The sequence below is a fragment of the Kluyvera huaxiensis genome (assembly GCF_040149365.1).
GTDB lineage: Bacteria > Pseudomonadota > Gammaproteobacteria > Enterobacterales > Enterobacteriaceae > Kluyvera > Kluyvera intermedia_A.
In genome coordinates, this window is record NZ_JBEFLV010000020.1 from 63,472 (window position 1) to 90,004 (window position 26,533).

Below are 26,533 nucleotides of genomic sequence, written 5' to 3' on the forward strand. Positions count from 1 at the left end.
CTCCTACACTTTGGCCACAATCGGGCGACCGAGCAGGCCCTGCGGACGGAAGATGAGGATCACCACCAGCAGACCGAAGGAAAATACGTCTTTGTAGTCCGAGTTCACCATGCCGGAAAACTGCGCTTCGGCAATCCCCAGCAGCAGCCCGCCGAGCATCGCCCCCGGCAGGGAGCCTATTCCGCCGAGTACCGCAGCGGTGAACGCTTTGATGCCGATAATAAATCCGGCGTAGAAATCAAAGGTTCCGTAGTTCATGGTGATAAGCACCCCGGCAAGGCCCGCCATCGCCGCACCAATCATAAATACCAGTGAAATAACCCGGTCGGTGTTGATCCCCAGAATGGAGGCCATTTTGCGATCCTGTTGCACCGCGCGGCACATCCGCCCTAAGCGGGTGTGGCCGATAATCCAGGTCAGCAGCAGCATCCCGGCAAACGAGGCCAGCAGAATAAAGATTTTGGTATAGGTTATTTGCACAAATCCTTCGCCAAGATGCAGACGCAGCACGCCGTCAAGCATTGTCGGCACGCCCTGCTGGCGTGGCCCCTGGCTGATTTGCGCATAGTTTTGCAGAATCAATGACATGCCGATAGCGGAGATCAGCGGTGCCAGGCGCGTCGAGTTGCGCAGTGGCTTATAGGCAATGCGCTCAATCGTCCAGCCATAGACACCGGTAACAACGATGGTAAACACCAGCGTGCCGAGGATCAGAAGCGGGAATGAGTGCAAACCGAAGAAGGACAGCAGCGCCAGACCGATGGCGCAGAGGTAAGCCGAGATCATATACACTTCGCCGTGAGCGAAGTTAATCATGCCAATAATGCCGTACACCATGGTGTAACCAATGGCTATCAATCCGTAAACTGAACCGAGCGTCAAGCCATTGACTAACTGCTGCAGAAAGAATGTCTCCATCATCGTGCGCTCTTGTTATAGGCCTATTATTGAGCGCCGGTATGTCACCATACCGGCGCTGAGCGTTACTTGACTTCTTTATATTTGCCTTTGTCATCCCACTGATAAACGACGTAGTCCGAGACTTTCAGGTCGCCTTTGCTGTCCCACGCTTTTTTGCCCATCACGGTTTCCACCGGGTTAGCTTTCAACCAGGCGCTGGCTTTGGTTGAATCGGTACCGCCGGTAGCTTTAAACGCCGCAGCGATGGCCTGAATAGAGGCATAGGAGTAAAGGGTGTAGCCTTCCGGCTCAAACTTGTTGGCACGGAATTTTTCGATAACTGCTTTGCCCTCCGGGAGCAGTCGCGGATCTTTGCCGAAGGTCATATAGATGCCCTTGGTATACTGTGGGCCACCCGCCGCAGTAACCATCTCTTCATTGACGATACAATCGCCGGAGAAGAATGCTGCCTGTACCCCCTGCTCACGCATCTGGCGCACCAGCGGGCCCGCTTCCGGGTGACAGCCACCGAAGAACACGACGTCCGGTTTCTGGGCACCAATTTTGGTCACTAGTGCGTTAAAGTCTTTTTCACCGCGCGACAGCCCTTCATACATCACGTCCTTCACGCCGCGCTTGGCCAGCGCCGCACGGGTAGCATCTGCCAGCCCTTGTCCGTAAGTGTCTTTGTCGTGAATAATCACCACGCGTTTGGCTTTGAGCTTGTCGATGATGAAATCGCTGGCCACTCCGCCCTGCTGATCATCACGACCGCACATGCGGAACATGTCGTTCATCCCGCGTTCGGTAATCAACGGGTTGGTGGAGCCTGGGGTGATAGCGATAATCCCTGCGTCGCTGTAAACCTCTGACGCAGGCATAGTAGAAGAAGAGCAGAAATGACCGACGACGGCCTGCACTTTGTCCTGATCGACCAGACGGTTAGCCACCGACACGGCCTGCTTCGGTTCGCAGGCATCATCGCCCTGTACCAGTTTAATTTTTTCGCCGTTGATCCCCCCAGCGGCGTTAATGTCCTCCGCGGCCTGAGTCGCACCGTGCCAGTACTGATCGCCGTAAGTGGCGTTTGGCCCGGTAAATGGCCCGGCAACGCCAATCACAATATCAGCCTGGGCGGAAAACGCCGTCACCAGACAACCTGCCAACACAAGAGAAAGCGGACTTCTAATCAATTTCAGCGACATTATTATCTACCTTAGCAAAGAGGTTTATGCATAGCGGTGTGAAGCCGAACGACTGGCACGTTCACCAAACAAACGACATCCTGACAATATCCTGCTGATAACGGCGAGGTTTCCTTACGCTTTTCAGGCCAAATCATTAAGCAAAATGGTTGCCAACTTTGCGCACCACTGCCCGGAATTCGACAATTTTGAGTATAGAGCGCCGTTTTGGGGCTTCCGGTGCGATGAAGTGAAATTACGGTGGTGATCACATCTGGTTAACAATAAAGTACATAAATAATGCAATAGTCACGCTTTGCGCATTTTTGCTGCAAAATGCACGGGTTATGTTAGCTGATGGTGCAAACGCGGGATGTTTAGGGTGCAGCTGGGGCCGAGGACAAAAACAAGAAAACCATCCGGATGGTTCTGGGTAATAGTTCTGAAAAACAACGAAAACAGCCGACCTGGCGGCCAAAATATAGCAAACAGTGCGTTTGAAGAGCGCCGAGTGTGGTACATTTCCCGCGCGCCGATGACAACCCACACAACAACAGGTATGCAGAACATTACTACCCGATTTCACTGGATGCTGTTTGTTATCCCGCTACTCAGCGGCTGCGGCACGCTCTCACAAATGTCCTCCCCGGCAGGTACTCAGGAACTCCTCACTCATCAATCGCTGGATGGCGACGTTGATAGCCTGGTACGTCACTATATGACGCAAAAAAGCGTCTCTGGGATGACCGTCGCGGTGATCCACAATCACGGTGAGCCGCAGTTTTACAGCTGGGGCGTAACCGATGCAGTCCATCGCTACCCCGTCAAGCCAGATACCCTGTTTGCCCTCGGTTCTCTCAGCAAGGGGGTAACGGCAGAAGTGGTGGCATGCCTGGTGAACGAAGGACAACTCCGTTGGGATGATAAACTGGCGACCCTGTTACCGCCAGGCACGCCACTCAGCGCAGATGCACAAAACATTTCCTTGCTGGAACTGGTCACTCACACCTCCGGCCTGCCGCGCCAGAATATGGATTTTCGGATGCTGGAAAAATTCATCGGCTATTTAGGGAGTGGTGAAAATTTTTATGGCGAACTGGATAGCAATAACGTGCTGCATTATTTAGCCGACTGGCGAGCGCCAAAAAGTAAAACACCGGAATACTCCAATCTCGGCTATGCACTTATCGGTTACATTCTAAAATATAAAACTGGCGAGGATATACAGACTTTAGCGTCGCTCTTTATTTTTCGACCACTAAAAATGGCTAACAGCAGCTTTATTCCACAGAAATTGCAAGGTTTCCCACAGCGAGCGCTTGGTCACGCAGGCGACCAGCCCAAATTCATCCCGCGCGGACAGTTAACTCCCGATTGGCATTTCACCAATAACATGGTGGCGGCGGCGAGTTTATACAGTAACGCCGAAGATTTGATCGCCTATGCCCGCTATCACGTGTCAAAAACCGACGACAGCGTGCTGGATGTGGTATTTTCCGAAGTCAGCAATATCTATTTTCAACGCCCCGATGGTTCACAGGATCTTGCCTGGGTAACCGATTTTATCGGTCGGGAAAAAATCACTTATCAAGTAGGCTATATTGGCGGCTACTCCAGCTTTATCGGTTTTGATAAAGAAAAAGGCAATGCGGTCGTGGTGCTGCAAAATGCTTTTAACTGGAGCAACTATATTGGCATGACGCTATTGATAGATATGGCGAAAAACGATCGCCATATCTCTGGCAACCGTTTCGCGAAAAATTAGACTTCGGTACCGCCTATCTCCGCTCTGGTTGCCAGGAGATAGATTGCATGATCATTTCGTATACCGAGGCGAAATCAGCCCAGCTAAACCAGAGTTAACTTATACTCTCGTTGATGATTCTACGAAAATGCATGCGCTGAGCCTCTGCCCTTACGGCGAAATCGAATGATCAAGCAAAGGTACAAAAACAAAAAAACCACCCGTAGGTGGTTTCACGACACTGCTTATTGCTTTGATTATTCTTTGCTTTCCCATGGTACCCGGAGTGGGACTTGAACCCACACAGCGCGAACGCCGAGGGATTTTAAATCCCTTGTGTCTACCGATTCCACCATCCGGGCTCGGGAAGAAAGTGGAGGCGCGTTCCGGAGTCGAACCGGACTAGACGGATTTGCAATCCGCTACATAACCGCTTTGCTAACGCGCCTTTGAAGCTTTAATAACACCCGCAACTGCCGATGTTTTTAATTTGGAGCGGGAAACGAGACTCGAACTCGCGACCCCGACCTTGGCAAGGTCGTGCTCTACCAACTGAGCTATTCCCGCATTATCAAGTTGATTTGCTAACCACTTGATTTTGCTATCGTCTGGCAATCAGTGCTGCCGTTCGATGCGTTGCATTCTACTTATCTGGCGCGGTGAGTCAACGGTATTTTTCGCAACTTGGTGTCGTTTGCTGAAAATAACGGCGAAACGATCACTCTTGAAGCAAATCGCCGCGCGCAGCGTTCAAATATTGCAGCATTGACCATAGCGTCAGTACCGCCGCGACCAGGAATAACGCAATTCCTGCCCACTCAACCCACATATTTGGCCGCCACAGCATCCAGACCAGTGCGGTCATCTGCGCGGTGGTTTTCACTTTCCCCACCCACGATACGGCAACGCTGCTGCGTTTACCCAGCTCCGCCATCCATTCACGCAGCGCAGAGATAATAATTTCGCGAGCAATCATGGTCGCCGCAGGCAATGTTACCCACCAGGTGTGGTAGTGCTCAGCCACCAGCACCATCGCGATGGCCACCATCACTTTATCCGCAACCGGATCGAGGAATGCGCCGAACCGGGTGCTTTGGTTCCAGCGACGGGCCAGATAACCATCAAACCAGTCGGTTATCGCGGCAATAAAGAAGATCAGCGCGCAGGCAAACGGTGACCAGACAACGGGAAGGTAGAACGCCAGCACGAAAAACGGTATCAGGATGACGCGGAACAACGTAAGCAATGTAGGGATATTATATTGCATGGCGTGGTAACTATCTGTTGTTAGTAAATATTAGCCCTATGTTGCTACAGAGCCCCTAATGTTTCAACGAGTAGAAGATCTTTTCTGCTAACCCAAGCGATATTCCGGGCACTTTCGCGATGTCATCGATGGTTGCCTGCTGCAAACCCTGCAAACCGCCCATATACTTGAGCAACATCTGACGCCGTTTCGGCCCCACTCCTTCAATCGTCTCCAGCGTACTGGTGCTCTTCACCTTCGCCCGTTTCTTACGATGGCCAGAAATGGCGTGATCGTGCGATTCATCGCGAATGTGCTGAATCACATGCAGCGCGGGTGAGTCCGGCGGCAAACTAAACCCCTCACCTTCCGGTTCAAAGAATAGTGTCTCCAGCCCGGCTTTACGATCGCTGCCTTTAGCGACGCCCAGGAGCAGAGGATGGTGTTTATCCCACGGCACGTCCAGCTCGGCAAATACTGTCTTCGCCTGCCCCAGTTGCCCTTTCCCGCCGTCAATCAAAATGACATCGGGGATTTTGCTTTCATCAATGGCTTTACCGTAGCGGCGGCGCAAAACCTGATTCATCGCAGCGTAGTCATCGCCTGGCGTAATGCCGGTAATATTATAGCGGCGATACTCCGCCCGCAGCGGACCATTGGCATCAAATACCACGCAGGAGGCGACGGTCTGCTCCCCCATCGTATGGCTGATATCGAAGCACTCCATGCGTTTTATGGCCGGCAGGTTCAGCTGAGCGGCCAGCGCCTGAAGACGCTGATGCACGGTGGACTGCTGTGACAGCTTAGTCGACAGCGCCGTGACCGCATTGGTGCGCGCTAGCTTCAGGTAACGCGCACGGTCGCCGCGCGGTTTTGTCTGTACCTGAATGCGCCGCCCGGCCAGCTCGGATAAGGAGTCCGCGAGCAGCGTTTTATCTTTTAGCGCGAAGTCGAGCAAGATTTCACCCGGCAGCGTACGCATTTGGCTGCCCTGGAAATAGAACTGGCCAACAAACGTCTCCACCACTTCGCCCAATTCGGTATCGTTTGGAACTTTTGGGAAATAACTGCGGCTACCCAGAACTTTCCCCTGACGAATAAACAGCACATGTACGCAGGCCATGCCCGCTTCAAACGCAACGCCGATAACATCAAGATCGTCGCCGTTATTCGATACAAACTGTTTCTCAGTCACCCGGCGTACGGCCTGGATCTGGTCACGAATGCGCGCCGCCTCTTCAAAAGCCAACGCCTGACTGGCCTTTTCCATCCGCGCAATAAGCTGCGTGAGGACCTGATCGTCTTTGCCGGAAAGAAATAAGCGTACGTACTCAACCTGCTGCGCATACTCTTCTTCGCTCACCAACCCCGTCACGCAGGGGCCCAGGCAGCGGCCAATTTGATACTGCAGACAGGGGCGCGAGCGATTGCGGTAAACGCTGTTCTCGCACTGACGAATCGGGAAGATTTTTTGCAGCAGCGCCAACGTTTCGCGAACCGCGTAGCCATTGGGGAACGGCCCGAAATATTCACCTTTCGCATGCTTCGCGCCGCGATGGGTCGCCAGGCGTGGGTGAGTATCGGCGCTCAGAAAGATGAAAGGATAAGATTTGTCATCCCGCAGCAGTACGTTATAGCGCGGTTGATACAACTTGATGTAGTTGTGCTCAAGCAGCAGCGCTTCCGTCTCGGTATGGGTAACGGTGACATCAATCTGGGCGATTTGGGCGACGAGCGCTTCCGTTTTACGGGAGGCTACGTTGGTACGAAAATAGCTGGAAAGACGCTTTTTGAGGTCTTTGGCTTTACCAACATAAATAACCTTACCGCCGGCGTCATACATACGATAAACGCCGGGCTGGCTGGTTACAGTTTTCAGAAAGGCTTTTGAATCAAAAACATCACTCACTGACTTGCTAACGACTCCGCATTGCACAGGCCATGGCGAATTGCCAGGTGGGTCAGTTCAACGTCGCCATGAATATTCAGCTTGCTGAACATCCGGTAGCGGTAACTGTTTACCGTTTTAGGGCTCAGACTTAACTGCTCTGAGATCTCATTCACCTTCTGACCTTTAGTGATCATCAGCATAATCTGCAATTCACGTTCAGACAAACTGGCAAACGGCGATTCCGTTTTTTCCGGTTCAATCTGACTCAATGCCATTTGCTGAGCGATATCCGAGGCAATATAACGCTGACCGGAGAACACCGAGCGAATAGCATTAACCATCTCTTGCGGCGCAGCACCTTTGCTTAGATAGCCAGCTGCGCCCGCCTGCATGACTTTCGCAGGCAGTGGGTTCTCCGTATGTACGGTTAACATAATGACTTTGGTATCGACCGCGGAACGCGCAATTTTACGCGTAGCCTCAAGGCCACCGATCCCCGGCATGTTCATATCCATAAGCACAACATCGACCGGATTAGTACGGCACCACTTCACCGCATCTTCTCCACAGTTGGCTTCGCCGGTGACTCTAATACCTTTTATATCTTCAAGAATGCGTCGTATCCCTGCGCGCACCAGTTCATGGTCATCAACAAGAAAAACGTTGATCAAAGGAATAATCTCCAGAATAGGGATAACGCTACTACTGCTTAATTCCCCCATACTACCGGGTTTTATATCAACTGTGAAAGTCTAAAAATGCCAAGGCTTCGATTTCGATCTCGTTTTTGGAAATAATCATGTACATCTTCTGGAAAGTGCTAAAAAACAATAAGATGCAAGATGGATAACTCAGCACTCTGACGGACTTAAGCGGCGTAAACAGGTGTTTTATCGTATATTTGATAAATAAGACTCATAATATGTAACAACAATTAACGGCACATGAACCAGAATTAAACAATTCAACGCTAACTTGCTGTGTATACACTGTTAAATAATAATTAATATCAGATCTGAGCAGCGCGCAAAAAACAGCCACTCCTGTTTTTCTTCCGGCTTGTGGTATACTGCGCCGCTTTCACAATCCGCACCGCGCATATTGCGCAGAAATCGTACGAGGCAATAAATGAGCACACCTGATTTTTCCACCGCTGAAAATAATCAAAATCTGGCGCAGGAAGTTTCCTGCCTGAAGTCTTTGCTGACCCTGATGCTGCAGGCAATGGGCCAGGCAGATGCAGGCCGCGTGATTATTAAGATGGAAAAGCAAATTGCGCAGTTAGAAGATGACGCTCAGGCTGCCGTTTTTTCCAGCACCGTTAAGCAAATTAAACAAGCTTACCGCCAGTAATAATAAACCGGCTGTCAGCATCATTGCTTACAGCCGGTTTGCGGTCTGGCACGCAGAACGTCAAAACAAGTCAGATCACACCAATCGCCGCGGCATAGCAGGCAATCTGCGTTTTATTCGGCGCATTGAATTTCTTCTGCATGTTCTTTTGATGAAAATTAACCGTATTTTCCGAAATAGCCAGAATCATCGAGATCTCGGCTGACGTTTTTCCTTCCGCCGTCCATTTCAAAATTTCTAATTCACGCTTGCTGAATTTCATTTCCCGCGGCATAACCATTTCATCTTCCAGGCGTAATAACGCCAGCAGACTCATTTCCAGCAGGATCTGTAAACGCAGCGCAATCTCATCGTCGGCACGTGCAGTACGCGATGTCCGGGTTCTCGACACCGACAAGAAGCCGTGAGCGTGATTTGGCAGCATCAGGCACTGGGTGGCACCGGTTTGCAAACCGTGCTCGCGCGCGGCATCCCACAGCTCTTGTGCGTCACAGAACAACTCGTCATTCCAGCGCAAATGGCCCAACGAAAAATTACCGGGTTTTAGCACCGGGTCAATAGCCATATAGTTTGCCGACTTGTACTGCGACATCCAGGCGTCTGGATAGGTGCTATACGCCGAAATTTTAGGCCGCGTGAAAGGCACGGGATGACGAACGCACAGGGCGAAGAAATCGTACTCCAGAAGTTCCGTTTGCTGCTGAAGCACTCGGTAGATCTGGTCACTTACTGAAGCTGCCTGGAAAAGATGCAGCATTTCCCGCCGCCAACTGAAAAAATCATCGTCTCTCATCACAAACGAGAAATCCCCTGATTAACAATTATTTTTATGAATACAGAAAACTAACACATAAATCTTATTTATATGTATAAAATATCATGCATCAACAAAATAATCCCAATTCACTCTATTTTCGTAACTCATGCCGCGATATTCCCGCTGCCAGGCACTTTCCCCAAACATCAGGCAACATAATATCTACCTATTGATTAGGCGTCCTTAAGTAAAATTTTTCATAAAAAGCGGGATGATATAGACAGTCCATCATTTGCGATGGAAAAAAAGTCATTAACTCGCGCCCCACGCAATCGCCTAGGGCGCGAATCAAGGCTACTGCATGAGGAATTTTTCCAGGAACTGCCGGGTACGCGCCTGCTGAGGATTCGCAAACAGCGCTTTGGCTTCGCCCTCTTCCACGATGCGCCCCTGATCCATAAAGATAGCTCTGTCGGCGACGTCGCGGGCAAAACTCATCTCATGGGTCACGATAACCATCGTGCGCTTCTCCTGCGCCAGTGCGCGGATGGCGTTGAGCACCTCGCCCACCAGTTCGGGATCCAGCGCCGAAGTCGGCTCATCGAACAAGATAACGTCCGGACGCATCGCCAGCGCGCGCGCAATCGCCACACGCTGCTGCTGCCCGCCGGAAAGACGACGCGGATAGCTCCCTTCTTTTCCCACCAGTCCGACTTTGGCAAGCAGCTCGCGAGCGCGAGCAATTGCCCCCGGCTTGTCTTCACCTTTGACGATAACCGGCCCTTCGATAATGTTCTCCAGCACCGTTCGATGCGGGAACAAATTGAAGCTCTGGAAGACAAAGCCGACATGCTGGCGTAACCGGCGGATCAGCCCTTTTTGCTGGCCAATAGGTTTGGCCGTATCGATGGTTATCTCTCCCACGCGGATGGTGCCGCTCTCCGGCTGTTCGAGTAGGTTAATACTGCGCAGCAGCGTGGTTTTACCGGAACCGCTCGGCCCAATAATGGCCACCACCTCACCTTCTGCCACTTCAAGGTTGATCCCGTGCAGCACCGTCTGCCCGTGGAATTTTTTCACCAGGTTTTTGACTTCAATTGCGCTCATTTCGGATCTCGCTCCTGGCGGTTCAGCTGGTTTTCAAAATAGTTCTGCAGCGCCGACAGCACCGTGGCCATCACCCAGTAAATCAGCGAAGCAGCAAGGTACATAGTGAACACTTCCAGGGTACGCGAGGTAATCAACTGCGCCTGGCGGAACAACTCCGGCACCTGAATGGTGGCGGCCAGCGAGGTATCCTTCACCAGGCTAATAAAGCTGTTCGACAGCGGCGGCAGCGCCACGCGCGCGGCCTGCGGTAAAATCGCCCGACGCAGCGTTTGCCACGGCGTCATGCCGATACTGGCGGCGGCTTCCCACTGCCCTTTATCAATCGACGAAATCGCCGCGCGCAGCGTTTCGGCGGCATAGGCGGCGGTATTTAACGACAGGCCAATCATCGCTGACGGGATAGGATCCAGTTCAATGCCAAACTGCGGCAGGCCGTAGTAAATCATGAACAGCTGCGCAATCAGCGGGGTGCCGCGGAAAATAGAAATATAGCAGCGCGCCAGCCAGCGTATCGGGGCGATTGCCGACATGCGCATCAGCGCGAGAATAAACCCTAGCACCAGACCAAAGAACATCCCGCCAATACTGAGCTGGAGCGTAAAGACCGCGCCTTTAAGCAGGTACGGCGCGGAATCGATAATTAATTGAATACTTTCTTGCATGGGCGCGTTCTATTTAAATGTGAGGATGGTAAGCGAACAGCGCAGGCGCGCCGCCGGTATGAACAAACAGAATTGGCCCTTCATCTTTGAAACGTTTCTGGCTGATACCGTCGATAAGCCCCGCCATCGCCTTGCCGGTGTAAACCGGATCGAGCAGGATGCCTTCCAGACGCGCCAGCAGTTTCACCGCTTCCATGCCCTCGTCATTAGGGATGCCATAGCCCGGTGCGAAATAATCGTCCCACAGGGTAATATCGGCTTTTGCCGTTAGTTCAAGGCTGCGGGCAATTTCCTGTTGCAGCGTCACCACTTTCGGCAACTGGTCGGCAACTTTACGCGACACCGTCACGCCAATCAGCTCGGCCTCAGGCATCAGCTGTTCCAGACCGACCGCCAGGCCCGCGTGAGTACCTGCGCTGCCGGATGCGACAACCACCGATGAAATCGCCACCGCCCCTTCGCACTGCTGGGCAATTTCCAGCGCGCTTTCAACATAGCCCAGCGCTCCCAGCGCGTTTGAGCCGCCAACCGGGATCACGTACGGACGAAAACCCTGCGCTTCAATTCGCGTCGCCAGCTCAGCCAGCTGCGAATTCGGATCGGTCAATGCATCGCACATTTCCACCTGAACATTAAACAAATCAAGCAGCAGGCGGTTGCCGTTGCTGAGGTAGTTTTCCGCTTTGGTCCCCATCGGGTTTTCCAGCAGCGCCACACAGTTCAGCCCCAGTTTTGCCGCCACCGCCGCCGTCTGACGCACATGGTTAGACTGAATCGCCCCAGCGGTGACCAGCGTGTCGGCGCCTTCGCGCAGCGCATCGGCAGCTAAAAACTCCAGCTTGCGCAGCTTGTTACCGCCCATCGCCAGCGGCGTGACGTCATCGCGTTTGATGAAGATATCGCGGCCAATATAATCGGAAAAACGCGGCAGGTATTCTAGCGGCGTTGGCGCACCAATAAATTCCAGACGGGGAAAACGGGTTAAATTTTGCAGTGACATAGAATCTCCTTAGTCTCGTTTTTATTATGCGCCCAAAATAAAAAAAGGCGCTCCATCAGCGCCTTTTTTAAATCAGTGCGGTTATTGCGTAACGTCAGCACCGAACCATTTTTCAGACAGCGCTTTAAGGCTACCGTCTTTATGCATGGCGTCAATGGCGCTATCCACCGCTTTCAGCAGGTCTTCGTTGCCTTTACGCAGCGCAACGCCGGATTCCTGGCGGGAGAACGCGTCACCGGCAACCGCCAGCGTATTGTTGGTTTTCTTCACCAGATCCAATGCCGCCAGACGATCGACCAGAATGGCGTTAATACGGCCTACGCGCAGATCCTGGTATTTGGTTGGGTCATCATCGTAGGTGCGGATATCCACGCCCTGCACGTTTTGACGCAGCCACTCTTCATAGTTAGTGCCCAGACCGACGCCGACTTTCTTCCCTTTCAGGTCAGCCGCGGTCTTGATGGTGTCTTCACTGCCTTTTTTCACCAGCGCCTGAATACCGGAGATGGTATACGGGGTGGAGAAGTCATATTTCTTCTGGCGTTCCGGCGAAATCGTCACCTGGTTTATCACCACGTCGATACGCTTAGAATCGAGAGAGGCGAGCATCCCGTCCCATTTGGTCGGTTTCAGATCGGCTTTTACGCCAAGGTGTTCTGCCAGTTTTTTGGCAAATTCCACTTCGAAACCGGTCAGCTTGCCATCTTCGCCCTGGAAACTGAACGGAGGATAGGTGCCTTCCAGCCCGACGCGCAGCGTACCGCGCTCTTTAACCTGGTTTAACAAATTCTCAGCAGCAAACGTTTGAACGCTCGCCCCTGCTACCAGCGCAACGGCCATTACGCCCATCAGCGCCTGACGACCCAGAAACTTCAGCTTCATTATACCCCCGAAAAGCTTCACTTTTTTTGCCAGTGTAAACCGTTCGCCATTAAAGACAAACACCCATGAGATACAACTTATTCCAATTTAATATATATCAGAGGTTTCACAGTCCGCGAAGTTTTGCTCGTCGCTGGGCGCTATCTGGCGATGAAAGCGGAGGTATTTACGCAGTGCGATACGATAATTGTTGGTGCTCACGGTCGGCAACCATTGCTCCAGTTGATCTTCGGCGTGGCGTTCGCGCAACAGCTGCCGCGAAACCTGGTGTTCATTGAGGTGATTTCCCAACCGTCGCAGACGCACCACATATTCGCGCACCGTTCCGGCGCTCATATCCGTTTGTTCGAGGAGGTATTGTTTAAAACCGATAATGTTGAAGAATGCGCTCTGTTCTTTGCAGTGCAGGTCCCCGCAAAAACGGCACAGGGCTGACCATGCGCTCCGTTCCTGCTGCCACGCGGTGTCATCCATGAGGGTATCCAGACGAGAGATAGCAATTTTATTGACTATCTCCCCCTCACGGACCAGCGTGATGCGATCCAGCAGTTTATGACAATGAGCGCAATGCGTTTGGCTGTGTTTGAAGTCTTTCAGATAGCGGCTTAATGGCCGTCTTTTTACCTGCATCATCATGATAACTCCGGGTTTTCATTTCATAATGCGGCATTTTGGTCCAACGTGACGTTATTCCAACCTACAACTTACCCAGCTTGATGCGCAGACGCTTAATCGCCTGGCTGTGCAGCTGACTGACGCGCGACTCCCCCACTTCCAGTACGGCGCCAATCTCTTTGAGATTCAGCTCTTCCTGGTAATAGAGGGTGAGCACCAACTTTTCGCGTTCCGGTAAGGCTTCAATGGCCTCCATCACGCGCTGGCGTAAGGAACCTTCCAGCAGTTGATGCAATGGGTTTTCGTGTTGATTCTCTTCCGTCACCAGCTCGATACTGTCGCCGTACTCTTCTCGCCACTCATCGTAGGAGAACAGCTGGCTGTTGTTGGTATCCAGCAGCACCTGACGGTACTCCTCAATCGCGATCCCCAATCGCTGCGCGACTTCGGTTTCCGTCGCGTTTCGTCCCAGCTCTTGCTCAAGTTGACCCAGCGCTTGCGCAACTTCACGCGCGTTCCGCCGGACGCTACGCGGCACCCAATCGCGGCTGCGTAGTTCGTCCAGCATCGCCCCACGGATGCGTTGCACTGCGTAAGTGGTAAATGCCGTTCCTTGCAGAGCGTCATAGCGTTCAACAGCATTCAATAAGCCGATACCGCCCGCCTGGAGCAGATCGTCCAGTTCCACGCTCGCCGGCAAACGCACCTGAAGGCGCAGCGCTTCGTGACGCACCAGCGGCACATAGCGTTGCCATAGCGAGTGTTTATCCATTACACCTTCAGCGGTATACATTGAATTCACGATAAACAGCCCTGCATTAATATGAGTTATCGGCACAATTATCCGTTTCTACAGGCGTTTTAATCGATGGAACAGTGGGGAAAAGAGGGGTTTATTTGCGGAGTAAGTGAAATTCGGTTAACAAAAAAACCCCGCCGAAGCGGGGTTGGTCAGGTTGCGGGGGATTAGCCCTGCAGCAGAGACAGAACCTGCTGTGGAACCTGGTTAGCTTTTGCCAGCACGGAGTTACCGGCCTGCTGAATGATCTGCGCTTTAGACATGTTCGACACTTCGGTCGCATAGTCGGCGTCCTGAATACGGGACTGCGCTTCAGACAGGTTGGTGGTGGTGTTGTTCAGGTTAGTGACCGCAGAATCCAACTGGTTTTGTACTGCACCCAGTGAAGAACGGAATTTGTCCACAGCAGCAATGGCTGAATCCAGGGCTTTCAGCGGGTTCGAGTTATCGACTACTGATTTAGGAGCAGTAGCTGAATTTGAGAGATCAGCGCCAGCGAGATCTGCTGAGTTGTAAGTTACAGCATCAGCACCTGTACCCAGCGTGACAAGCGAGGTTGTACCATTATCTCCCCCCAAATGCACCACACCTGTTTTTGAAGAACCATCAGCTGCTTTATAAGCTACTGTAGTAGCATTGATCGGAGTCGGCGGGGTAGCAGTGCTATTGTAGGTAGCTGGATTATAATCGGTAGCATAAGTAGTGCCATCTTTAGCCAATAAGCCAAACTTGCCGGTGTCAGTAACAATGCCATTGGCATCAGTAGTTGACAATTTCACCAAGGAAAGGCCTGAAGTGTTAACACCTGCAGATTTCAGCGTCGCAGCTGCTGCCGAATTGGATAAATCAATCGCCTCTTCTACTTTAGTAACAGCTTTAACTGAAGCACCTGTAGGCATGGCCGTGAGTTTAACAGCGTTCGCAGCTACCGTTGCTTTACCACTGGTAGCGTCCACATTAACTTCATAGTCGCCATTCATAGCGGTATTGGTAGAGCCCGATACAGTACCGTAGTACTTGCCTGATGCCTGATCAAACTTAACTGTGGCAGCAGCAACAACTGCATTGGGATCCACTGCGGAGTTATCACCAGCTACTGAATCAACAATCGTTGCACCCGTCGCACCATATACAGGAGTATTTGTTGTACTGACGTTAGCCTGACTATTAATGTTAAAGCCTGACAGTTTCAGGGTAGAAGAGTCAATTTTTTTCAGGTCGATACTGATAGTCTGCCCATCGTTCGCGCCAACCTGAATTTTCATGGTGCCGTCTTTGGCCAGCACGTTCACGCCGTTAAACTGAGTTTGAGCTGATACACGGTCAATTTCAGACAGGCGGGATTTGATTTCGTCCTGGATGGAGTCCAGGTCAGACTGGGAGTTGGTACCGGTGGTTGCCTGAACGGTCAGTTCACGCACACGCTGTAAGTTGTTGTTGATTTCGGACAGCGCGCCTTCAGTAGTCTGTGCTACAGAGATACCGTCGTTGGCGTTACGAGCTGCCTGAGTCAGGCCTTTAATGTTGGAAGTGAAACGGTTAGCAATCGCCTGACCCGCTGCGTCATCCTTCGCGCTGTTGATACGCAAGCCAGAAGACAGACGCTCGATAGAACTGGACAGAGCAGACTGGTTCTTGTTGATGTTGTTCTGAGTGATCAGCGAGAGGCTGTTGGTATTAATGACTTGTGCCATGATTCGTTATCCTATATTTCAAGTCGTTGATTACGTATTGGGTTTCCACCCGTCGGCTCAATCGCCGTCAAACTTGTTATCGTCTGCCGCAAAACAACCTTTAGAATTTTTTTTAGTATTCCCGAATTTTTTTAGCCGCCGAAATACTCTTTCCTGTGCCCCTTATTCCTGCCATTAAAAAAAACCGATTAAGCGTAAACTTTGTCGTATTCAGGCCGATAACCCAAATATTCGTTTTACGTGTCGACATATTAAGGAATAAAAATGGCAAGCATTTCTTCATTGGGAATCGGTTCGGGCCTGAAGCTTGGCGACATTCTGGATAGTCTTACCGCAGCAGAAAAAGCCACACTGACACCTATTACAAAACAACAGTCATCTTATACGTCCAAGCTCAGCGCCTATGGCACCATGAAAAGCGCCCTCGAGGCTTTCCAGACCGCCAATACCGCCCTGGGGAAAGCCGATCTCTTTACCGCCACGACCACTACCAGCAGCAGTACCGCATTCAGCGCCACCACCACCGGGAACGCGATTGCCGGTAAATATACGATTAAAATTACTCAGTTGGCACAGGCGCAAACCCTGACGTCGACATCAACGCAAAAAGACAGTAAAGCCGCCATCGCCACCAGCGACAGCGTACTGACCATTCAACAAGGTGGTGGCAAGAAGCCGGTCACCATTGATATCAGCGCCGCGAACTCTTCGTTAACCGGCGTTCGTGATGCAATCAACAACGCCAAAGCGGGCGTCAGCGCCAGCGTGATTAACGTTGGCAACGGTGAGTATCGTCTGTCCATTACCTCCAATGACACCGGTAAAGACAACGGAATGACCCTGAGCGTCAGCGGCGACAGCGCCCTGCAAAGCTTTATGGGTTATGACGGCACCGGCGGCGGCATGAAAGAGAGCGTCACCGCGCAAAACGCCGAACTCACCGTCAACAACGTGGCGATTGAAAACAGCAGCAACACTATCAGCGATGCGCTGGAAGATATCACCCTGAACCTGAATGATGTCACCACCGGCAACCAAACGCTGACCATCACCCAGGATAACACCAAAGCGCAGACCGCCATCAAAGACTGGGTGACGGCGTATAACGCGCTGCAGGATACCTTCAGCAGCCTGACCAAATACACCGCCGTTGACCCGGGTGCCGATGCGCAGAGTACGAGCAATGGCGCGCTGATCGGCGACACCACCCTGCGTACCATCCAGACTCAGTTGAAGAGCGCGTTGAGCAACACCGCGAGCTCTTCCGCCTTTAAAACGCTGGCGCAGATTGGTATCACCTCCGATCCAAGTACCGGCCAGCTTAAAATCGATGACACCAAACTGACCGCGGCGCTGAAAAAAGATTCCGCCGACGTCGGCCAGCTTATCGTCGGCGACGGTAAAAAGACCGGTATTACCACCAATATTGGCAGCAACCTGACCAGCTGGCTTTCCAGCACCGGGATCATTCAGGCCGCCAAAGATGGCGTCAGCAAAACGCTGAACAAACTGACCAAAGACTACAACGCAGCCAGCGACATCATCGATCAGAAGGTCGCCCGCTACAAAGCGCAGTTTACCCAGTTGGATGTGTTAATGAGCTCGCTGAATAACACCAGCAGCTACTTAACCCAGCAGTTTGAGTCCACCAGCAACTCTAAATAACCATCACTATCGGGAGAGACGTCATGTACGGGGCAAAAGGTACGCAGGCCTACGCACAGATTGGAGTAGAAAGCGCGGTCATGAGCGCCAGCCAGCAACAGCTTGTCACTATGCTGTTCGATGGCGCGCTCAGCGCGCTGATTCGCGCCCGCCTGTTTATGCAGGACGGCAATCTACAGGGGAAAGGTCTTTCCCTGTCGAAAGCTATCAATATCATCGAAAATGGTCTGAAGGTTGGCCTTGAAGAAGAGAGCAAAGATGAGCTGACGCAGAATATGATTGCGCTCTACGCCTATATGGTCAGACGTCTTCTGCAGGCCAATTTGCGCAATGATTGCAGCGCGGTTGAAGAGGTCGAAGGCCTTATGCGCAATATCGCCGATGCCTGGAAGGAATCCTTACTTTCGCCCAATTTGATTCAGGACGCCGTCTAATGAGCTACGCACCGCATCTTTATCTCTCGTACCAACAGCTGGTTGAAAAAAGCAATATGATGCTGCGGCTTGCCACGGAGGGATTGTGGGACGAACTGATCGCCAGTGAAATGGACTACGTTAATGCGGTGCAGAAAATTGCTCAGTTAACCCAGGACAGTCAGCCCAACGATCCGATCCAGGAACAGCTCCGTCCGCTGCTGCGTACCGTGCTGGATAATGAAAATACCGTGAAACGCCTGCTGCAGGCGCGAATGGACGAGCTGGCTAAACTGGTCGGTCAATCCTCAATGCAGAAAACGGTGATGAACACCTATGGAAATCAGGGTGGCTTCGTACTGGTCCCGCAGGATAATGTTGATCAAAACCACTGAGCGGGTATGCTCCGGCCATCCGCGCGCCGGAGCGACATCCGAATTATGGCAGTACCGAGGCCAGCGGCGTTTTCGCTAACGCAGCCGCACACTCTACCGTTGGGCGCTCAACGCGATGCAGCGTCATGCCGTCATAGCTCAGCGTATTGCCGCTGCGTTCAACCGCATAGACGTCCAGCTTATTAGTGACGTTATACACTTCGTTATCGCGCAGGGTCAGTTTACCCGGTAGCGCAATCACACGCTGCCACTGGCGACAATCCAGCGTATCACCCGCCCGCGTCACCACCAGACTACCCATCGCTTCAGGGCTTACCAGCGCGCGCTGCGGTCCCGTGGTCTGCCAGTAACCGGCCAACCCTTCTGGCGCCGGCGCTTTGACGACGGTTGAGTAATCGGTAATTTGCGCACAGCCCGCCAGCGTCAACAGCGCCGCTACAATGGCTAATTTTTTCATTATCCGTCCTGTTCCGGGAGAAAAATACAGCAACATTATAGCGTTAAACCCCCTACCGTTTCACGGTAATTGACGTCAGGGATCCGGCATGTTGCTATTTATCACGTACTGACAACGATAAGGACTCAGGGTGAAAAGGGTAAAACTGGCGGGATTAGTGCGGTGTTTCGGGCTGACCGGCTGCGTGGTGGCCGATATGGATTCCAGTAATTATGCTTACTTCCCCTACGTGCAGATGTTCCAGAAAGTGGATACGCCGGGTCATACCAACGTCCAGCAGCGGCGCAACGATCTTTACGCCTGCGGGGTGGACAGGAACCACTCGCTGAACTCCTGGGATACTTCATTCGTGCGCAACCAGCGCATTCTGTTACGGGCGAGGGAGTGAGGCATATTCGGCTCTAGTAGCCGCGGTTCCCTGGTAGCAGGGATTTGGATGTGGTGGCCGGTGCTGATTTCTTCCCAACATTCGGTTTACCCTGGTCGATGTTGCTTTCGAACCGAAAAACCTTTCGGTCCCTCACAGAAACAAACGGCTACTATGACCGCACACCCAGGTGTTTTCTGAGCATCAGCCGCGCATTCATCACAACGGGAAGAGCACTATGACGATGCCGTTGTTAATTCATGGTTCTACAGGCTTTCCGCCAGCGTTCAATGCTCTTAACTGTTGTGCGCTCCGTTTCGTGCTGCTAACGGAGCGGCAGGAATCAGCCAAGACCATCGTTGGTGCACTGCTTTCCGGCGGATTCGGCTATTGCCGAGAGTCTATCCGCTGCATTTCAGTGAATTACCCATGCTCATCAATCTGGCTCAGGGCGCTCTCGTATGAGATTCTACGTGTCGTGTAGCACATATTCGCTCAAAAACCCTGACCGGATTGCAGATGTGAAAAAGCCCTGCCAGTTTGCAGGGCTCCCAAAAACTTTTTAAATATTATCTACAGGATGTATTTTAATCTTTTATTGGCTGCAACCAAGAGTGTCGATGAAATGATCGTCATCAGCAAAACAAATGCAAACCTAGGCGCGCCAATATTTAAATCGATGTATATAAAAAACCATAAAGGGTGAATCAGGAAAACTGCGACCGAGAACATGGCAACGTTATTTCCAGCACCACACACACTCAGGTTTTTCACATAAAGGAATATCACTACAGATCCTAATGGAAGAAACAGCATCATATCCAAAGACTCATTGCCGACAATCGCATAATTCGCCATCGACTCAACTACTATGAGCATCAAAACAGCAGCAACATGCCATTTTCGGATTTTCAGTTTGCACCACAAATCATCCCGCCTCATGACATAGCCCAAAACAAGAATGGGGAAACAATCGAAAACAGCATTCCTGTAAAATGGATACCAGTTAAACAGAACATCAAGCCTTCCGCTCATTACATGCATATTACCCAACTGTTGTATGGCGAACCCTGCTAGATACAGGATGGAGGCCATAGTCAGGAGTATTGGCATTCGCAAGTTGCGCATCAGGTACAGCATGGCTCCCGCAATGATTAATCCGGGAAAGTACCACAAGGCGGCAAATCCGGTTGCAAGATTCATGAGAGACCTCAGGTTGCTTACATCAAACCAGAAAGGCGAATAAACAAGCATCCACAACAGGTAGAGAAGAGACAATCTTGCAAGCCACTTTTTTAGTCTATCGAACGTCGTTATATAAACAAAGTAATAACCACTTATTAATAAAAATAGCGGCACGGCTATTCGGCACACACCATTTATTAACACAAACCCCAAAGTCGGGATGGTATGCAGGAATATTTCTGAATGCAGCACGAGCACCAAGAAGGCAAGAACCACCTTCAGATAATCAATGGCTAGATTTCGCATGTTATTTTTAGAATTGGTAAAAAAGGGATTCTATGGATGCAATCCTGGGCTGACAAGGTGATTTCTGGGCATGTTCATGACCCACAATGACGAAATGTGACCGAAATCACGCATGGCGTAATTTATATTTTCGATGTCTTTTTTCTCTGTAGAGCACCTTGCTACACGGGAATGGCGCATCAGACTAGTGGGTATCAGGATCTAGCGATTATCCATTCGACAGTTTAGCTGTTTCGGAAAACAAAAGCCCCGCCTAGGCGAGGTCTTGAATTCATTACCTGTCAATTACGCATGCTGGTCTTTGCCTGCCGGTGTAAACCCAAACTTCATAGCGATGCAAATGGGGCACACCGACGCACAGATGGTCTATCGCGTTTACAGATCCTGGATGGCCGAAAACAACCAATACCAGGTGCTCATTCTGAACCAGAAATTGAATGAGTTTGCCCCATCCATGCCCCACGCCATAGGATCGGATGTAATTAAACAAACACAATCAAACAGTTAGATGCACTACACCTGCATGCCCATCACTTCCTGATAGGCGCTAACCAGTTTATTGCGCACCTGAATGCCCATCTGCAGTGAAACTGACGCCTTTTGCAGGTCGGTCATCACATCGTTCAACGCGATACCCGGTTCACCCAGCGAGAATTTCTCCGCCTGCGTTCTGGCGCTGGTTTGTACCTCGCTCACCCGATCCAATGCCGCGTGCAGCTGGCCGGCAAAACTTATCGTCGGCTGTGTATCCACGCTTTGATTGCGCGCCATCGACGCCGTCGCCTGCAGCTGTGACAGGACGCCCTCAATACCCTGAATCGCCATCTTGACTCCCAGATTGATTTTAACCTGTGAACGAGCTTAGCAGTTTGTCAATAAGATAAAGGCGCTAAATAGCGCTATAAAAATGGGTTATTTGGGCCATCAAAAATCGCAAAGCGTCAAATAATGGCATGGCTGTCTTTATGTGTTCTGACCTGGGAGTCTGCTTTGTTTTCGTTCACGTTTAACGCCATTGATCAGGATCGACGAGGTGCGCAATGAGCGCGAGTGCTACGGCCACACAAAATAAAACCCTTGAATGGGTGAATCGCCTGCGCGCCAATCCAAAAATTCCACTGATGGTGGCGAGCGCCGCTGCGGTGGCCGTTCTCGTGGCAATGGTTCTGTGGGCCAAAGCCCCGGACTACCGCACGCTATTTAGCAATCTGTCCGACCAGGACGGCGGCGCGATTGTGACTCAACTGACCCAGATGAACGTCCCCTATCGCTTTGCCGATAACGGTGGCGCACTGGAAGTGCCTGCGGATAAAGTTCACGAACTGCGTTTACGTCTGGCTCAACTCGGTCTGCCGAAAGGCGGCACCGTGGGCTTTGAGCTGTTGGACCAGGAAAAATTCGGCATCAGCCAGTTTAGCGAGCAGGTGAACTACCAGCGCGCGCTGGAAGGTGAACTGTCGCGAACCATCGAAACGCTTGGCCCGGTCAAAAGCGCGCGGGTGCATTTAGCGATGCCAAAACCGTCGCTGTTCGTGCGCGAGCAAAAATCACCGTCAGCGTCGATTACCGTCAACCTCGAACCGGGCCGTGCGCTCGATGAAGGGCAAATTTCCGCCGTGGTGCACCTGGTCTCCAGCGCCGTTGCCGGCCTGCCGCCGGGTAACGTGACTCTGGTCGATCAGGGCGGGCATCTGTTGACCCAATCCAATACCAGCGCCCGTGACCTTAATGATGCTCAGCTGAAATATACCGCTGACGTTGAAGGCCGCGTGCAGCGCCGCATCGAAGCCATCCTTGGGCCTATTGTCGGTAACGGCAACGTTCACGCACAGGTCACTGCACAGGTTAACTTTGATAATAAAGAACAGACCGATGAGCAGTACCGTCCAAACGGTGACGCCACTCAGGCGGCCATTCGTTCCCGTCAGGTAAGCGAAAGCGATCAGAGCGGCAGCCCGTATCCGGGCGGCGTGCCGGGTGCGCTGTCAAATACTCCAGCGCCCGCACCGTCAGCGCCGATTGCCAATCCGCCGGCTAACCAAACGGCGAATCAGGCCGCCAACGGCCAGAATGGCGCCGCACGCACCACCACCACTACCGGCCCGCATAACAGCCAGCGCAGTGAAACCAGCAACTTCGAAGTTGACCGCACCATCATGCACACCAAAAAGAACGTCGGCGATGTCCAGCGTCTGTCGGTGGCCGTGGTGGTCAATTATCGCAATCTGCCGGACGGTAAACCGCTGCCGCTGACCAGCGACCAGATGAAGCAGATTGAAGATTTGACCCGCGAAGCGATGGGCTTCTCCACGACGCGGGGCGATACCCTCAACGTGGTCAATTCACCGTTCACCGATACCGATGAGTCCGGTGGCGAACTGCCGTTCTGGAAACAACAGTCGTTTATCGATCAGCTGATGTCCGCGGGCCGCTGGTTACTGGTCCTGATCGTGGCGTGGCTGCTGTGGCGTAAAGCGATTAAACCGCAGCTGGCGCGCCGTGAGCAGGTTGCTCAAGCCGCCGTTGAACAGAACAAAGCGCAGCAGGAAATTCAGGAAGCCGTTGAGGTACGCCTGAGTAAAGATGAACAGACACAGCAGCGCCGTGCCAACCAGCGTCTGGGCGCTGAAGTCATGAGCCAGCGTATCCGTGAGATGTCTGATAACGATCCGCGCGTCGTGGCGCTGGTCATTCGCCAATGGATGAATAACGATCATGAGTAATCTTTCCGGAATCGACAAAAGCGTCATTTTGCTGATGACGATTGGCGAAGATCGCGCGGCTGAGGTGTTCAAACACCTCAGTACCCGCGAAGTGCAGCAGCTCAGTACGGCGATGGCCAACGTCAAGCAGATCTCCAACAAGCAGTTGACCGACGTGCTGGCAGAGTTCGAGCAAGAAGCTGAACAGTTTGCCGCACTGAGCGTCAACGCCAATGAATACCTGCGTTCCGTGCTGGTCAAAGCGCTGGGCGAAGAGCGTGCCTCCAGCCTGCTGGAAGATATTCTCGAAACCCGCGAAACCACCAGCGGCATCGAAACGCTCAACTTTATGGAACCACAGAGCGCGGCCGATATTATCCGCGACGAGCATCCGCAGATTATCGCCACCATTCTTGTGCATCTTAAACGCGGCCAGGCGGCCGATATTCTGGCGCTGTTCGATGAACGTCTGCGCCACGATGTCATGCTGCGTATTGCCACCTTCGGCGGCGTACAGCCTGCCGCGCTGGCAGAACTGACCGAAGTACTGAACAACCTGCTCGACGGCCAGAACCTCAAACGCAGCAAAATGGGCGGCGTGAGAACGGCGGCAGAAATTATCAACCTGATGAAAACGCAGCAGGAAGAAGCGGTTATCACCGCGGTGCGCGAGTTCGACGGCGACCTGGCGCAGAAAATCATCGACGAGATGTTCCTGTTCGAAAACCTGGTCGAAGTCGACGACCGCAGCATCCAACGCCTGCTGCAGGAAGTGGATTCCGAATCGCTGCTTATTGCCCTCAAAGGGTCCGAGCCGCCGCTACGCGAGAAGTTCCTGCGCAATATGTCCCAGCGTGCGGCCGACATTCTGCGCGACGACCTGGCCAACCGCGGGCCGGTACGTCTGTCTCAGGTGGAGAACGAACAGAAAGCGATTCTGCTTATCGTCCGTCGCCTGGCCGAGACCGGCGAGATGGTGATTGGCAGCGGAGACGACACCTATGTCTGATACCACGCCGTGGAAAGTCTGGCAGCCTGACGACCTCGCGCCACCGACGGTGGCCGAGTTTACCCCGCTCTCCGTCGATGAGTCCGTCGACGAGATGCACGAAGAGATTTCCGCCGAGCAGCTGCAACAGCAGCAATTGGCCCAGCTACAGATTCAAGCCCACGAACAGGGCTATCAGGCCGGGCTGCGTGAAGGTCATGCGGCGGGTCAACAGCAGGGTTATCAGGAAGGTCTGGCGCAGGGGCTGGAACAAGGTCTGGTGCAGGCAAAGCAAGAACAGGCGCCGATTCATGCCCGCATGCAGCAACTGGCAAGCGAGTTCCAGCACACCCTGGATACGCTGGACAGCGTCATCGCTTCACGCCTGATGCAGATGGCGCTGGAAGCGGCGCGGCAAATCGTCGGTCAGGTTCCAGTGGTGGATAACACCGCGCTGATTAAACAGATTCAGTCGTTGCTGCAACAAGAGCCGCTGTTTACCGGCAAACCGCAGCTGCGGGTGAGCCCGGAAGATTTACCGCGCGTCGAAGAGATGCTTGGTGCAACGCTCAATCTGCACGGCTGGCGGCTGCGCGGCGACCCAACCCTGCATCCCGGAGGCTGTAAAGTCTCCGCCGATGAGGGCGATCTCGACGCCAGCGTGGCTACCCGTTGGCAGGAACTGTGCCGCCTGGCGGCACCGGGAGCCTGCTGATGACCGTGCGTCTGACCCGCTGGTTGAATACGCTGGATAACTTTGAAGCGCGTATCGCGCAGCTTCCCGCCGTACGTCGCTACGGGCGACTGATCCGCGCCACCGGTCTGGTGCTGGAGGCCACGGGATTACAGCTGCCGCTAGGAGCAACCTGCATTATTGAACGCCAGCAGGGTGCCGAAATGCAGGAAGTTGAGAGCGAAGTGGTCGGCTTCAACGGTCATCGGCTGTTTTTAATGCCATTAGAAGAGGTCGAAGGGATCCTGCCCGGGGCGCGCGTTTATGCCCGTAATATCGCAGGTGAAGGTCTGCAAAGCGGTAAACAGCTGCCACTCGGCCCGGCTCTGCTTGGCCGCGTACTGGACGGCAGCGGTAAACCGCTGGACGGCCTCCCTGCTCCCGACACCACCGAAACCGGCGCGCTGATCACCCAGCCGTTTAACCCGCTGCAACGAACGCCGATAGAGCACGTGCTGGATACCGGCGTACGGCCGATCAACGCCCTGCTCACCGTGGGCCGCGGCCAGCGTATGGGGCTGTTCGCCGGTTCCGGCGTCGGTAAGAGCGTGCTGCTCGGCATGATGGCGCGCTACACCCGCGCCGACGTGATTGTGGTCGGGCTTATCGGTGAACGTGGCCGCGAAGTCAAAGATTTTATCGAAAACATTCTCGGCACCGAAGGGCGTGCCCGGTCGGTGGTGATCGCCGCACCGGCTGATGTCTCTCCGCTGCTGCGCATGCAGGGTGCCGCCTACGCCACCCGCGTGGCGGAAGATTTCCGCGACCGTGGCCAACACGTGCTGTTGATTATGGACTCCCTCACCCGCTATGCGATGGCGCAGCGTGAAATCGCCCTGGCTATCGGTGAGCCTCCGGCCACCAAAGGTTATCCGCCGTCGGTATTCGCCAAGCTGCCTGCTCTGGTAGAACGCGCGGGTAACGGCATCAGCGGCGGCGGCTCCATCACCGCGTTCTATACGGTGCTGACCGAAGGCGATGACCAGCAGGACCCGATTGCCGACTCCGCGCGCGCCATTCTCGACGGCCACATCGTACTGTCGCGACGGCTGGCGGAAGCCGGTCACTATCCGGCGATTGATATCGAAGCCTCGATAAGCCGCGCAATGACCGCACTCATCAGCGAAGAGCACTACGCGAAGGTCCGGCACTTTAAACAACTGCTCTCCAGCTTCCAGCGTAACCGCGACCTGATAAGCGTCGGCGCCTATGCCAAAGGCAGCGACCCGATGCTCGATAAGGCCATTACGCTGTGGCCGCAGCTCGAGGCATTTTTACAGCAAGGCATTCTTGAAAAAGCAGACTGGGAATCGTCAATCCTGAATCTGGAAATGATTTTCCCAACGTCATTACCCTAAATAATTCGAGTGACATGAAGGCGGCAAGAGAGTGAATCCCCTGGAGCTGACTGAAGTCAGTGACTGGGGTGAACGAACGCAGCCAACACACATGCCACTCGAAGTATGACGGGTAGAGTGAAGCAAG

Annotated in this window: 27 protein-coding genes, 3 tRNA genes and 1 pseudogene; 12 read left to right on the forward strand and 19 right to left on the reverse strand. The window is 52.9% G+C overall.

Features of this window, described 5'->3' with window-relative positions; genetic code table 11:
* Window positions 1-3: 3 nt before the first annotated feature.
* Both ABOC97_RS18705 and ABOC97_RS18710 read right to left on the reverse strand, forming a co-directional pair.
* Window positions 4-918: an ABC transporter permease subunit gene (locus ABOC97_RS18705; protein WP_349600729.1), complete on the reverse strand. Its 915-nt coding sequence runs from the start codon at window positions 916-918 to the stop codon at window positions 4-6.
* A 65-nt stretch (window positions 919-983) separates the two neighbouring features.
* Entirely contained in the window at window positions 984-2,105 is a 1,122-nt protein-coding gene (locus tag ABOC97_RS18710) for a branched-chain amino acid ABC transporter substrate-binding protein (RefSeq protein WP_349600663.1), read from the reverse strand.
* Window positions 2,106-2,643: 538 nt separating this feature from the next.
* Between ABOC97_RS18710 and ABOC97_RS18715 the strand changes: the two genes are divergently transcribed.
* Window positions 2,644-3,849 carry a serine hydrolase domain-containing protein gene (locus ABOC97_RS18715; RefSeq protein WP_349600732.1) on the forward strand — a complete coding sequence of 402 codons (1,206 nt, stop codon included), beginning with the start codon at window positions 2,644-2,646 and terminating at the stop codon, window positions 3,847-3,849.
* A 254-nt stretch (window positions 3,850-4,103) separates the two neighbouring features.
* Here the strand turns inward: ABOC97_RS18715 and ABOC97_RS18720 are convergent.
* From ABOC97_RS18720 to uvrY, 6 genes are all read right to left on the reverse strand, one after another.
* Window positions 4,104-4,190: transfer RNA gene (locus ABOC97_RS18720), tRNA-Leu, on the reverse strand.
* 12 nt (window positions 4,191-4,202) lie between these two features.
* Window positions 4,203-4,276, reverse strand: a tRNA-Cys gene (locus tag ABOC97_RS18725).
* Between the two features lie 43 nt (window positions 4,277-4,319).
* Window positions 4,320-4,395, reverse strand: a tRNA-Gly gene (locus ABOC97_RS18730).
* Window positions 4,396-4,546: 151 nt separating this feature from the next.
* Window positions 4,547-5,095: a CDP-diacylglycerol--glycerol-3-phosphate 3-phosphatidyltransferase gene (gene pgsA, locus ABOC97_RS18735; RefSeq protein WP_234507513.1), complete on the reverse strand. Its 549-nt coding sequence runs from the start codon at window positions 5,093-5,095 to the stop codon at window positions 4,547-4,549.
* 55 nt (window positions 5,096-5,150) lie between these two features.
* On the reverse strand, window positions 5,151-6,983 hold the full coding sequence (gene uvrC / locus ABOC97_RS18740; protein ID WP_349600666.1) for an excinuclease ABC subunit UvrC: 1,833 nt from the start codon (window positions 6,981-6,983) through the stop codon (window positions 5,151-5,153).
* Window positions 6,980-7,636, reverse strand: a complete 657-nt coding sequence (gene uvrY / locus ABOC97_RS18745; protein WP_349600669.1) for a UvrY/SirA/GacA family response regulator transcription factor — start codon at window positions 7,634-7,636, stop codon at window positions 6,980-6,982. Before uvrY ends, uvrC begins: the two co-directional genes overlap by 4 nt.
* A 390-nt stretch (window positions 7,637-8,026) precedes the next feature.
* Between uvrY and ABOC97_RS24075 the strand changes: the two genes are divergently transcribed.
* Both ABOC97_RS24075 and ABOC97_RS18750 read left to right on the forward strand, forming a co-directional pair.
* Window positions 8,027-8,107 carry a hypothetical protein gene (locus ABOC97_RS24075; RefSeq protein WP_459253830.1) on the forward strand — a complete coding sequence of 27 codons (81 nt, stop codon included), beginning with the start codon at window positions 8,027-8,029 and terminating at the stop codon, window positions 8,105-8,107.
* Entirely contained in the window at window positions 8,094-8,318 is a 225-nt protein-coding gene (locus ABOC97_RS18750) for a DUF2594 family protein (RefSeq protein ID WP_052283513.1), read from the forward strand. The genes ABOC97_RS24075 and ABOC97_RS18750 overlap by 14 nt, the downstream gene beginning before the upstream one ends.
* A 70-nt stretch (window positions 8,319-8,388) precedes the next feature.
* Here the strand turns inward: ABOC97_RS18750 and sdiA are convergent, their stop codons facing one another.
* The 8 genes from sdiA to ABOC97_RS18790 all read right to left on the reverse strand — a co-directional run bounded on the left by sdiA (window position 8,389) and on the right by ABOC97_RS18790 (window position 15,837).
* A complete protein-coding gene (sdiA, locus tag ABOC97_RS18755; protein WP_234507549.1) occupies window positions 8,389-9,111 on the reverse strand; it encodes a transcriptional regulator SdiA in 723 nt (240 codons plus the stop codon).
* Window positions 9,112-9,429: 318 nt separating this feature from the next.
* Window positions 9,430-10,182, reverse strand: a complete 753-nt coding sequence (tcyN, locus tag ABOC97_RS18760; protein WP_234507506.1) for an L-cystine ABC transporter ATP-binding protein TcyN — start codon at window positions 10,180-10,182, stop codon at window positions 9,430-9,432.
* Window positions 10,179-10,847, reverse strand: coding sequence for a cystine ABC transporter permease (gene tcyL / locus ABOC97_RS18765; protein ID WP_234507504.1), 669 nt, complete (start codon window positions 10,845-10,847; stop codon window positions 10,179-10,181). The genes tcyN and tcyL overlap by 4 nt, the downstream gene beginning before the upstream one ends.
* 13 nt (window positions 10,848-10,860) lie before the next feature.
* Window positions 10,861-11,847, reverse strand: a complete 987-nt coding sequence (gene dcyD, locus ABOC97_RS18770; protein WP_349600674.1) for a D-cysteine desulfhydrase — start codon at window positions 11,845-11,847, stop codon at window positions 10,861-10,863.
* An 81-nt stretch (window positions 11,848-11,928) separates the two neighbouring features.
* Complete coding sequence (gene tcyJ / locus ABOC97_RS18775) at window positions 11,929-12,729, reverse strand: cystine ABC transporter substrate-binding protein (protein ID WP_349600677.1); 801 nt, start codon at window positions 12,727-12,729, stop codon at window positions 11,929-11,931.
* An 87-nt stretch (window positions 12,730-12,816) separates the two neighbouring features.
* Window positions 12,817-13,368, reverse strand: coding sequence for a flagella biosynthesis regulatory protein FliZ (fliZ, locus tag ABOC97_RS18780; RefSeq protein ID WP_349600736.1), 552 nt, complete (start codon window positions 13,366-13,368; stop codon window positions 12,817-12,819).
* 58 nt (window positions 13,369-13,426) lie between these two features.
* A complete protein-coding gene (locus ABOC97_RS18785; RefSeq protein ID WP_052283601.1) occupies window positions 13,427-14,146 on the reverse strand; it encodes an RNA polymerase sigma factor FliA in 720 nt (239 codons plus the stop codon).
* 164 nt (window positions 14,147-14,310) lie between these two features.
* Window positions 14,311-15,837 (reverse strand): FliC/FljB family flagellin, encoded by a 1,527-nt coding sequence (locus tag ABOC97_RS18790; RefSeq protein WP_349600681.1) that lies wholly within the window; start codon window positions 15,835-15,837, stop codon window positions 14,311-14,313.
* A 264-nt stretch (window positions 15,838-16,101) separates the two neighbouring features.
* On the opposite strand from ABOC97_RS18790, the gene fliD reads away from it, so the two are divergent.
* From fliD to fliT, 3 genes are read left to right on the forward strand one after another with little or no spacing between them, the layout of a single operon-like run.
* Window positions 16,102-17,502, forward strand: coding sequence for a flagellar filament capping protein FliD (gene fliD, locus ABOC97_RS18795; protein ID WP_349600684.1), 1,401 nt, complete (start codon window positions 16,102-16,104; stop codon window positions 17,500-17,502).
* A 23-nt stretch (window positions 17,503-17,525) separates the two neighbouring features.
* A complete protein-coding gene (fliS, locus tag ABOC97_RS18800) occupies window positions 17,526-17,936 on the forward strand; it encodes a flagellar export chaperone FliS (RefSeq protein ID WP_234507493.1) in 411 nt (136 codons plus the stop codon).
* Window positions 17,936-18,310 (forward strand): flagella biosynthesis regulatory protein FliT, encoded by a 375-nt coding sequence (gene fliT / locus ABOC97_RS18805; protein WP_349600688.1) that lies wholly within the window; start codon window positions 17,936-17,938, stop codon window positions 18,308-18,310. Before fliS ends, fliT begins: the two co-directional genes overlap by 1 nt.
* A gap of 43 nt (window positions 18,311-18,353) precedes the next feature.
* On the opposite strand, the gene yedD is transcribed toward fliT, so the two are convergent.
* Window positions 18,354-18,767: a lipoprotein YedD gene (yedD, locus tag ABOC97_RS18810; RefSeq protein WP_349600691.1), complete on the reverse strand. Its 414-nt coding sequence runs from the start codon at window positions 18,765-18,767 to the stop codon at window positions 18,354-18,356.
* 130 nt (window positions 18,768-18,897) lie between these two features.
* Here yedD and ABOC97_RS18815 point away from each other — a divergent pair, with 130 nt between their 5' ends.
* The gene (locus tag ABOC97_RS18815) at window positions 18,898-19,155 is read left to right on the forward strand and encodes a hypothetical protein (protein WP_349600694.1); all 258 of its coding nucleotides are present in this window, start codon (window positions 18,898-18,900) and stop codon (window positions 19,153-19,155) included.
* A gap of 552 nt (window positions 19,156-19,707) precedes the next feature.
* Here ABOC97_RS18815 and ABOC97_RS18820 read toward each other — a convergent pair.
* A complete protein-coding gene (locus tag ABOC97_RS18820; RefSeq protein WP_349600697.1) occupies window positions 19,708-20,625 on the reverse strand; it encodes an acyltransferase family protein in 918 nt (305 codons plus the stop codon).
* A gap of 286 nt (window positions 20,626-20,911) precedes the next feature.
* On the opposite strand from ABOC97_RS18820, the pseudogene ABOC97_RS18825 reads away from it, so the two are divergent.
* Window positions 20,912-21,133, forward strand: a pseudogene (locus ABOC97_RS18825) (integrase); the annotation flags it as partial.
* A gap of 5 nt (window positions 21,134-21,138) precedes the next feature.
* On the opposite strand, the gene fliE reads toward ABOC97_RS18825, so the two are convergent.
* Entirely contained in the window at window positions 21,139-21,450 is a 312-nt protein-coding gene (gene fliE / locus ABOC97_RS18830) for a flagellar hook-basal body complex protein FliE (protein WP_234507487.1), read from the reverse strand.
* A gap of 215 nt (window positions 21,451-21,665) precedes the next feature.
* Here fliE and fliF point away from each other — a divergent pair, with 215 nt between their 5' ends.
* The 4 genes from fliF to fliI are packed head-to-tail and all read left to right on the forward strand — an operon-like array spanning window position 21,666 to window position 26,406.
* Window positions 21,666-23,348, forward strand: coding sequence for a flagellar basal-body MS-ring/collar protein FliF (gene fliF, locus ABOC97_RS18835; protein ID WP_349600701.1), 1,683 nt, complete (start codon window positions 21,666-21,668; stop codon window positions 23,346-23,348).
* Window positions 23,341-24,336, forward strand: a complete 996-nt coding sequence (gene fliG, locus ABOC97_RS18840) for a flagellar motor switch protein FliG (protein ID WP_052283528.1) — start codon at window positions 23,341-23,343, stop codon at window positions 24,334-24,336. The genes fliF and fliG overlap by 8 nt, the downstream gene beginning before the upstream one ends.
* Window positions 24,329-25,030 carry a flagellar assembly protein FliH gene (gene fliH, locus ABOC97_RS18845; protein WP_349600705.1) on the forward strand — a complete coding sequence of 234 codons (702 nt, stop codon included), beginning with the start codon at window positions 24,329-24,331 and terminating at the stop codon, window positions 25,028-25,030. The genes fliG and fliH overlap by 8 nt, the downstream gene beginning before the upstream one ends.
* Window positions 25,030-26,406, forward strand: a complete 1,377-nt coding sequence (gene fliI, locus ABOC97_RS18850) for a flagellar protein export ATPase FliI (RefSeq protein ID WP_349600708.1) — start codon at window positions 25,030-25,032, stop codon at window positions 26,404-26,406. The genes fliH and fliI overlap by 1 nt, the downstream gene beginning before the upstream one ends.
* Window positions 26,407-26,533: the final 127 nt, after the last annotated feature.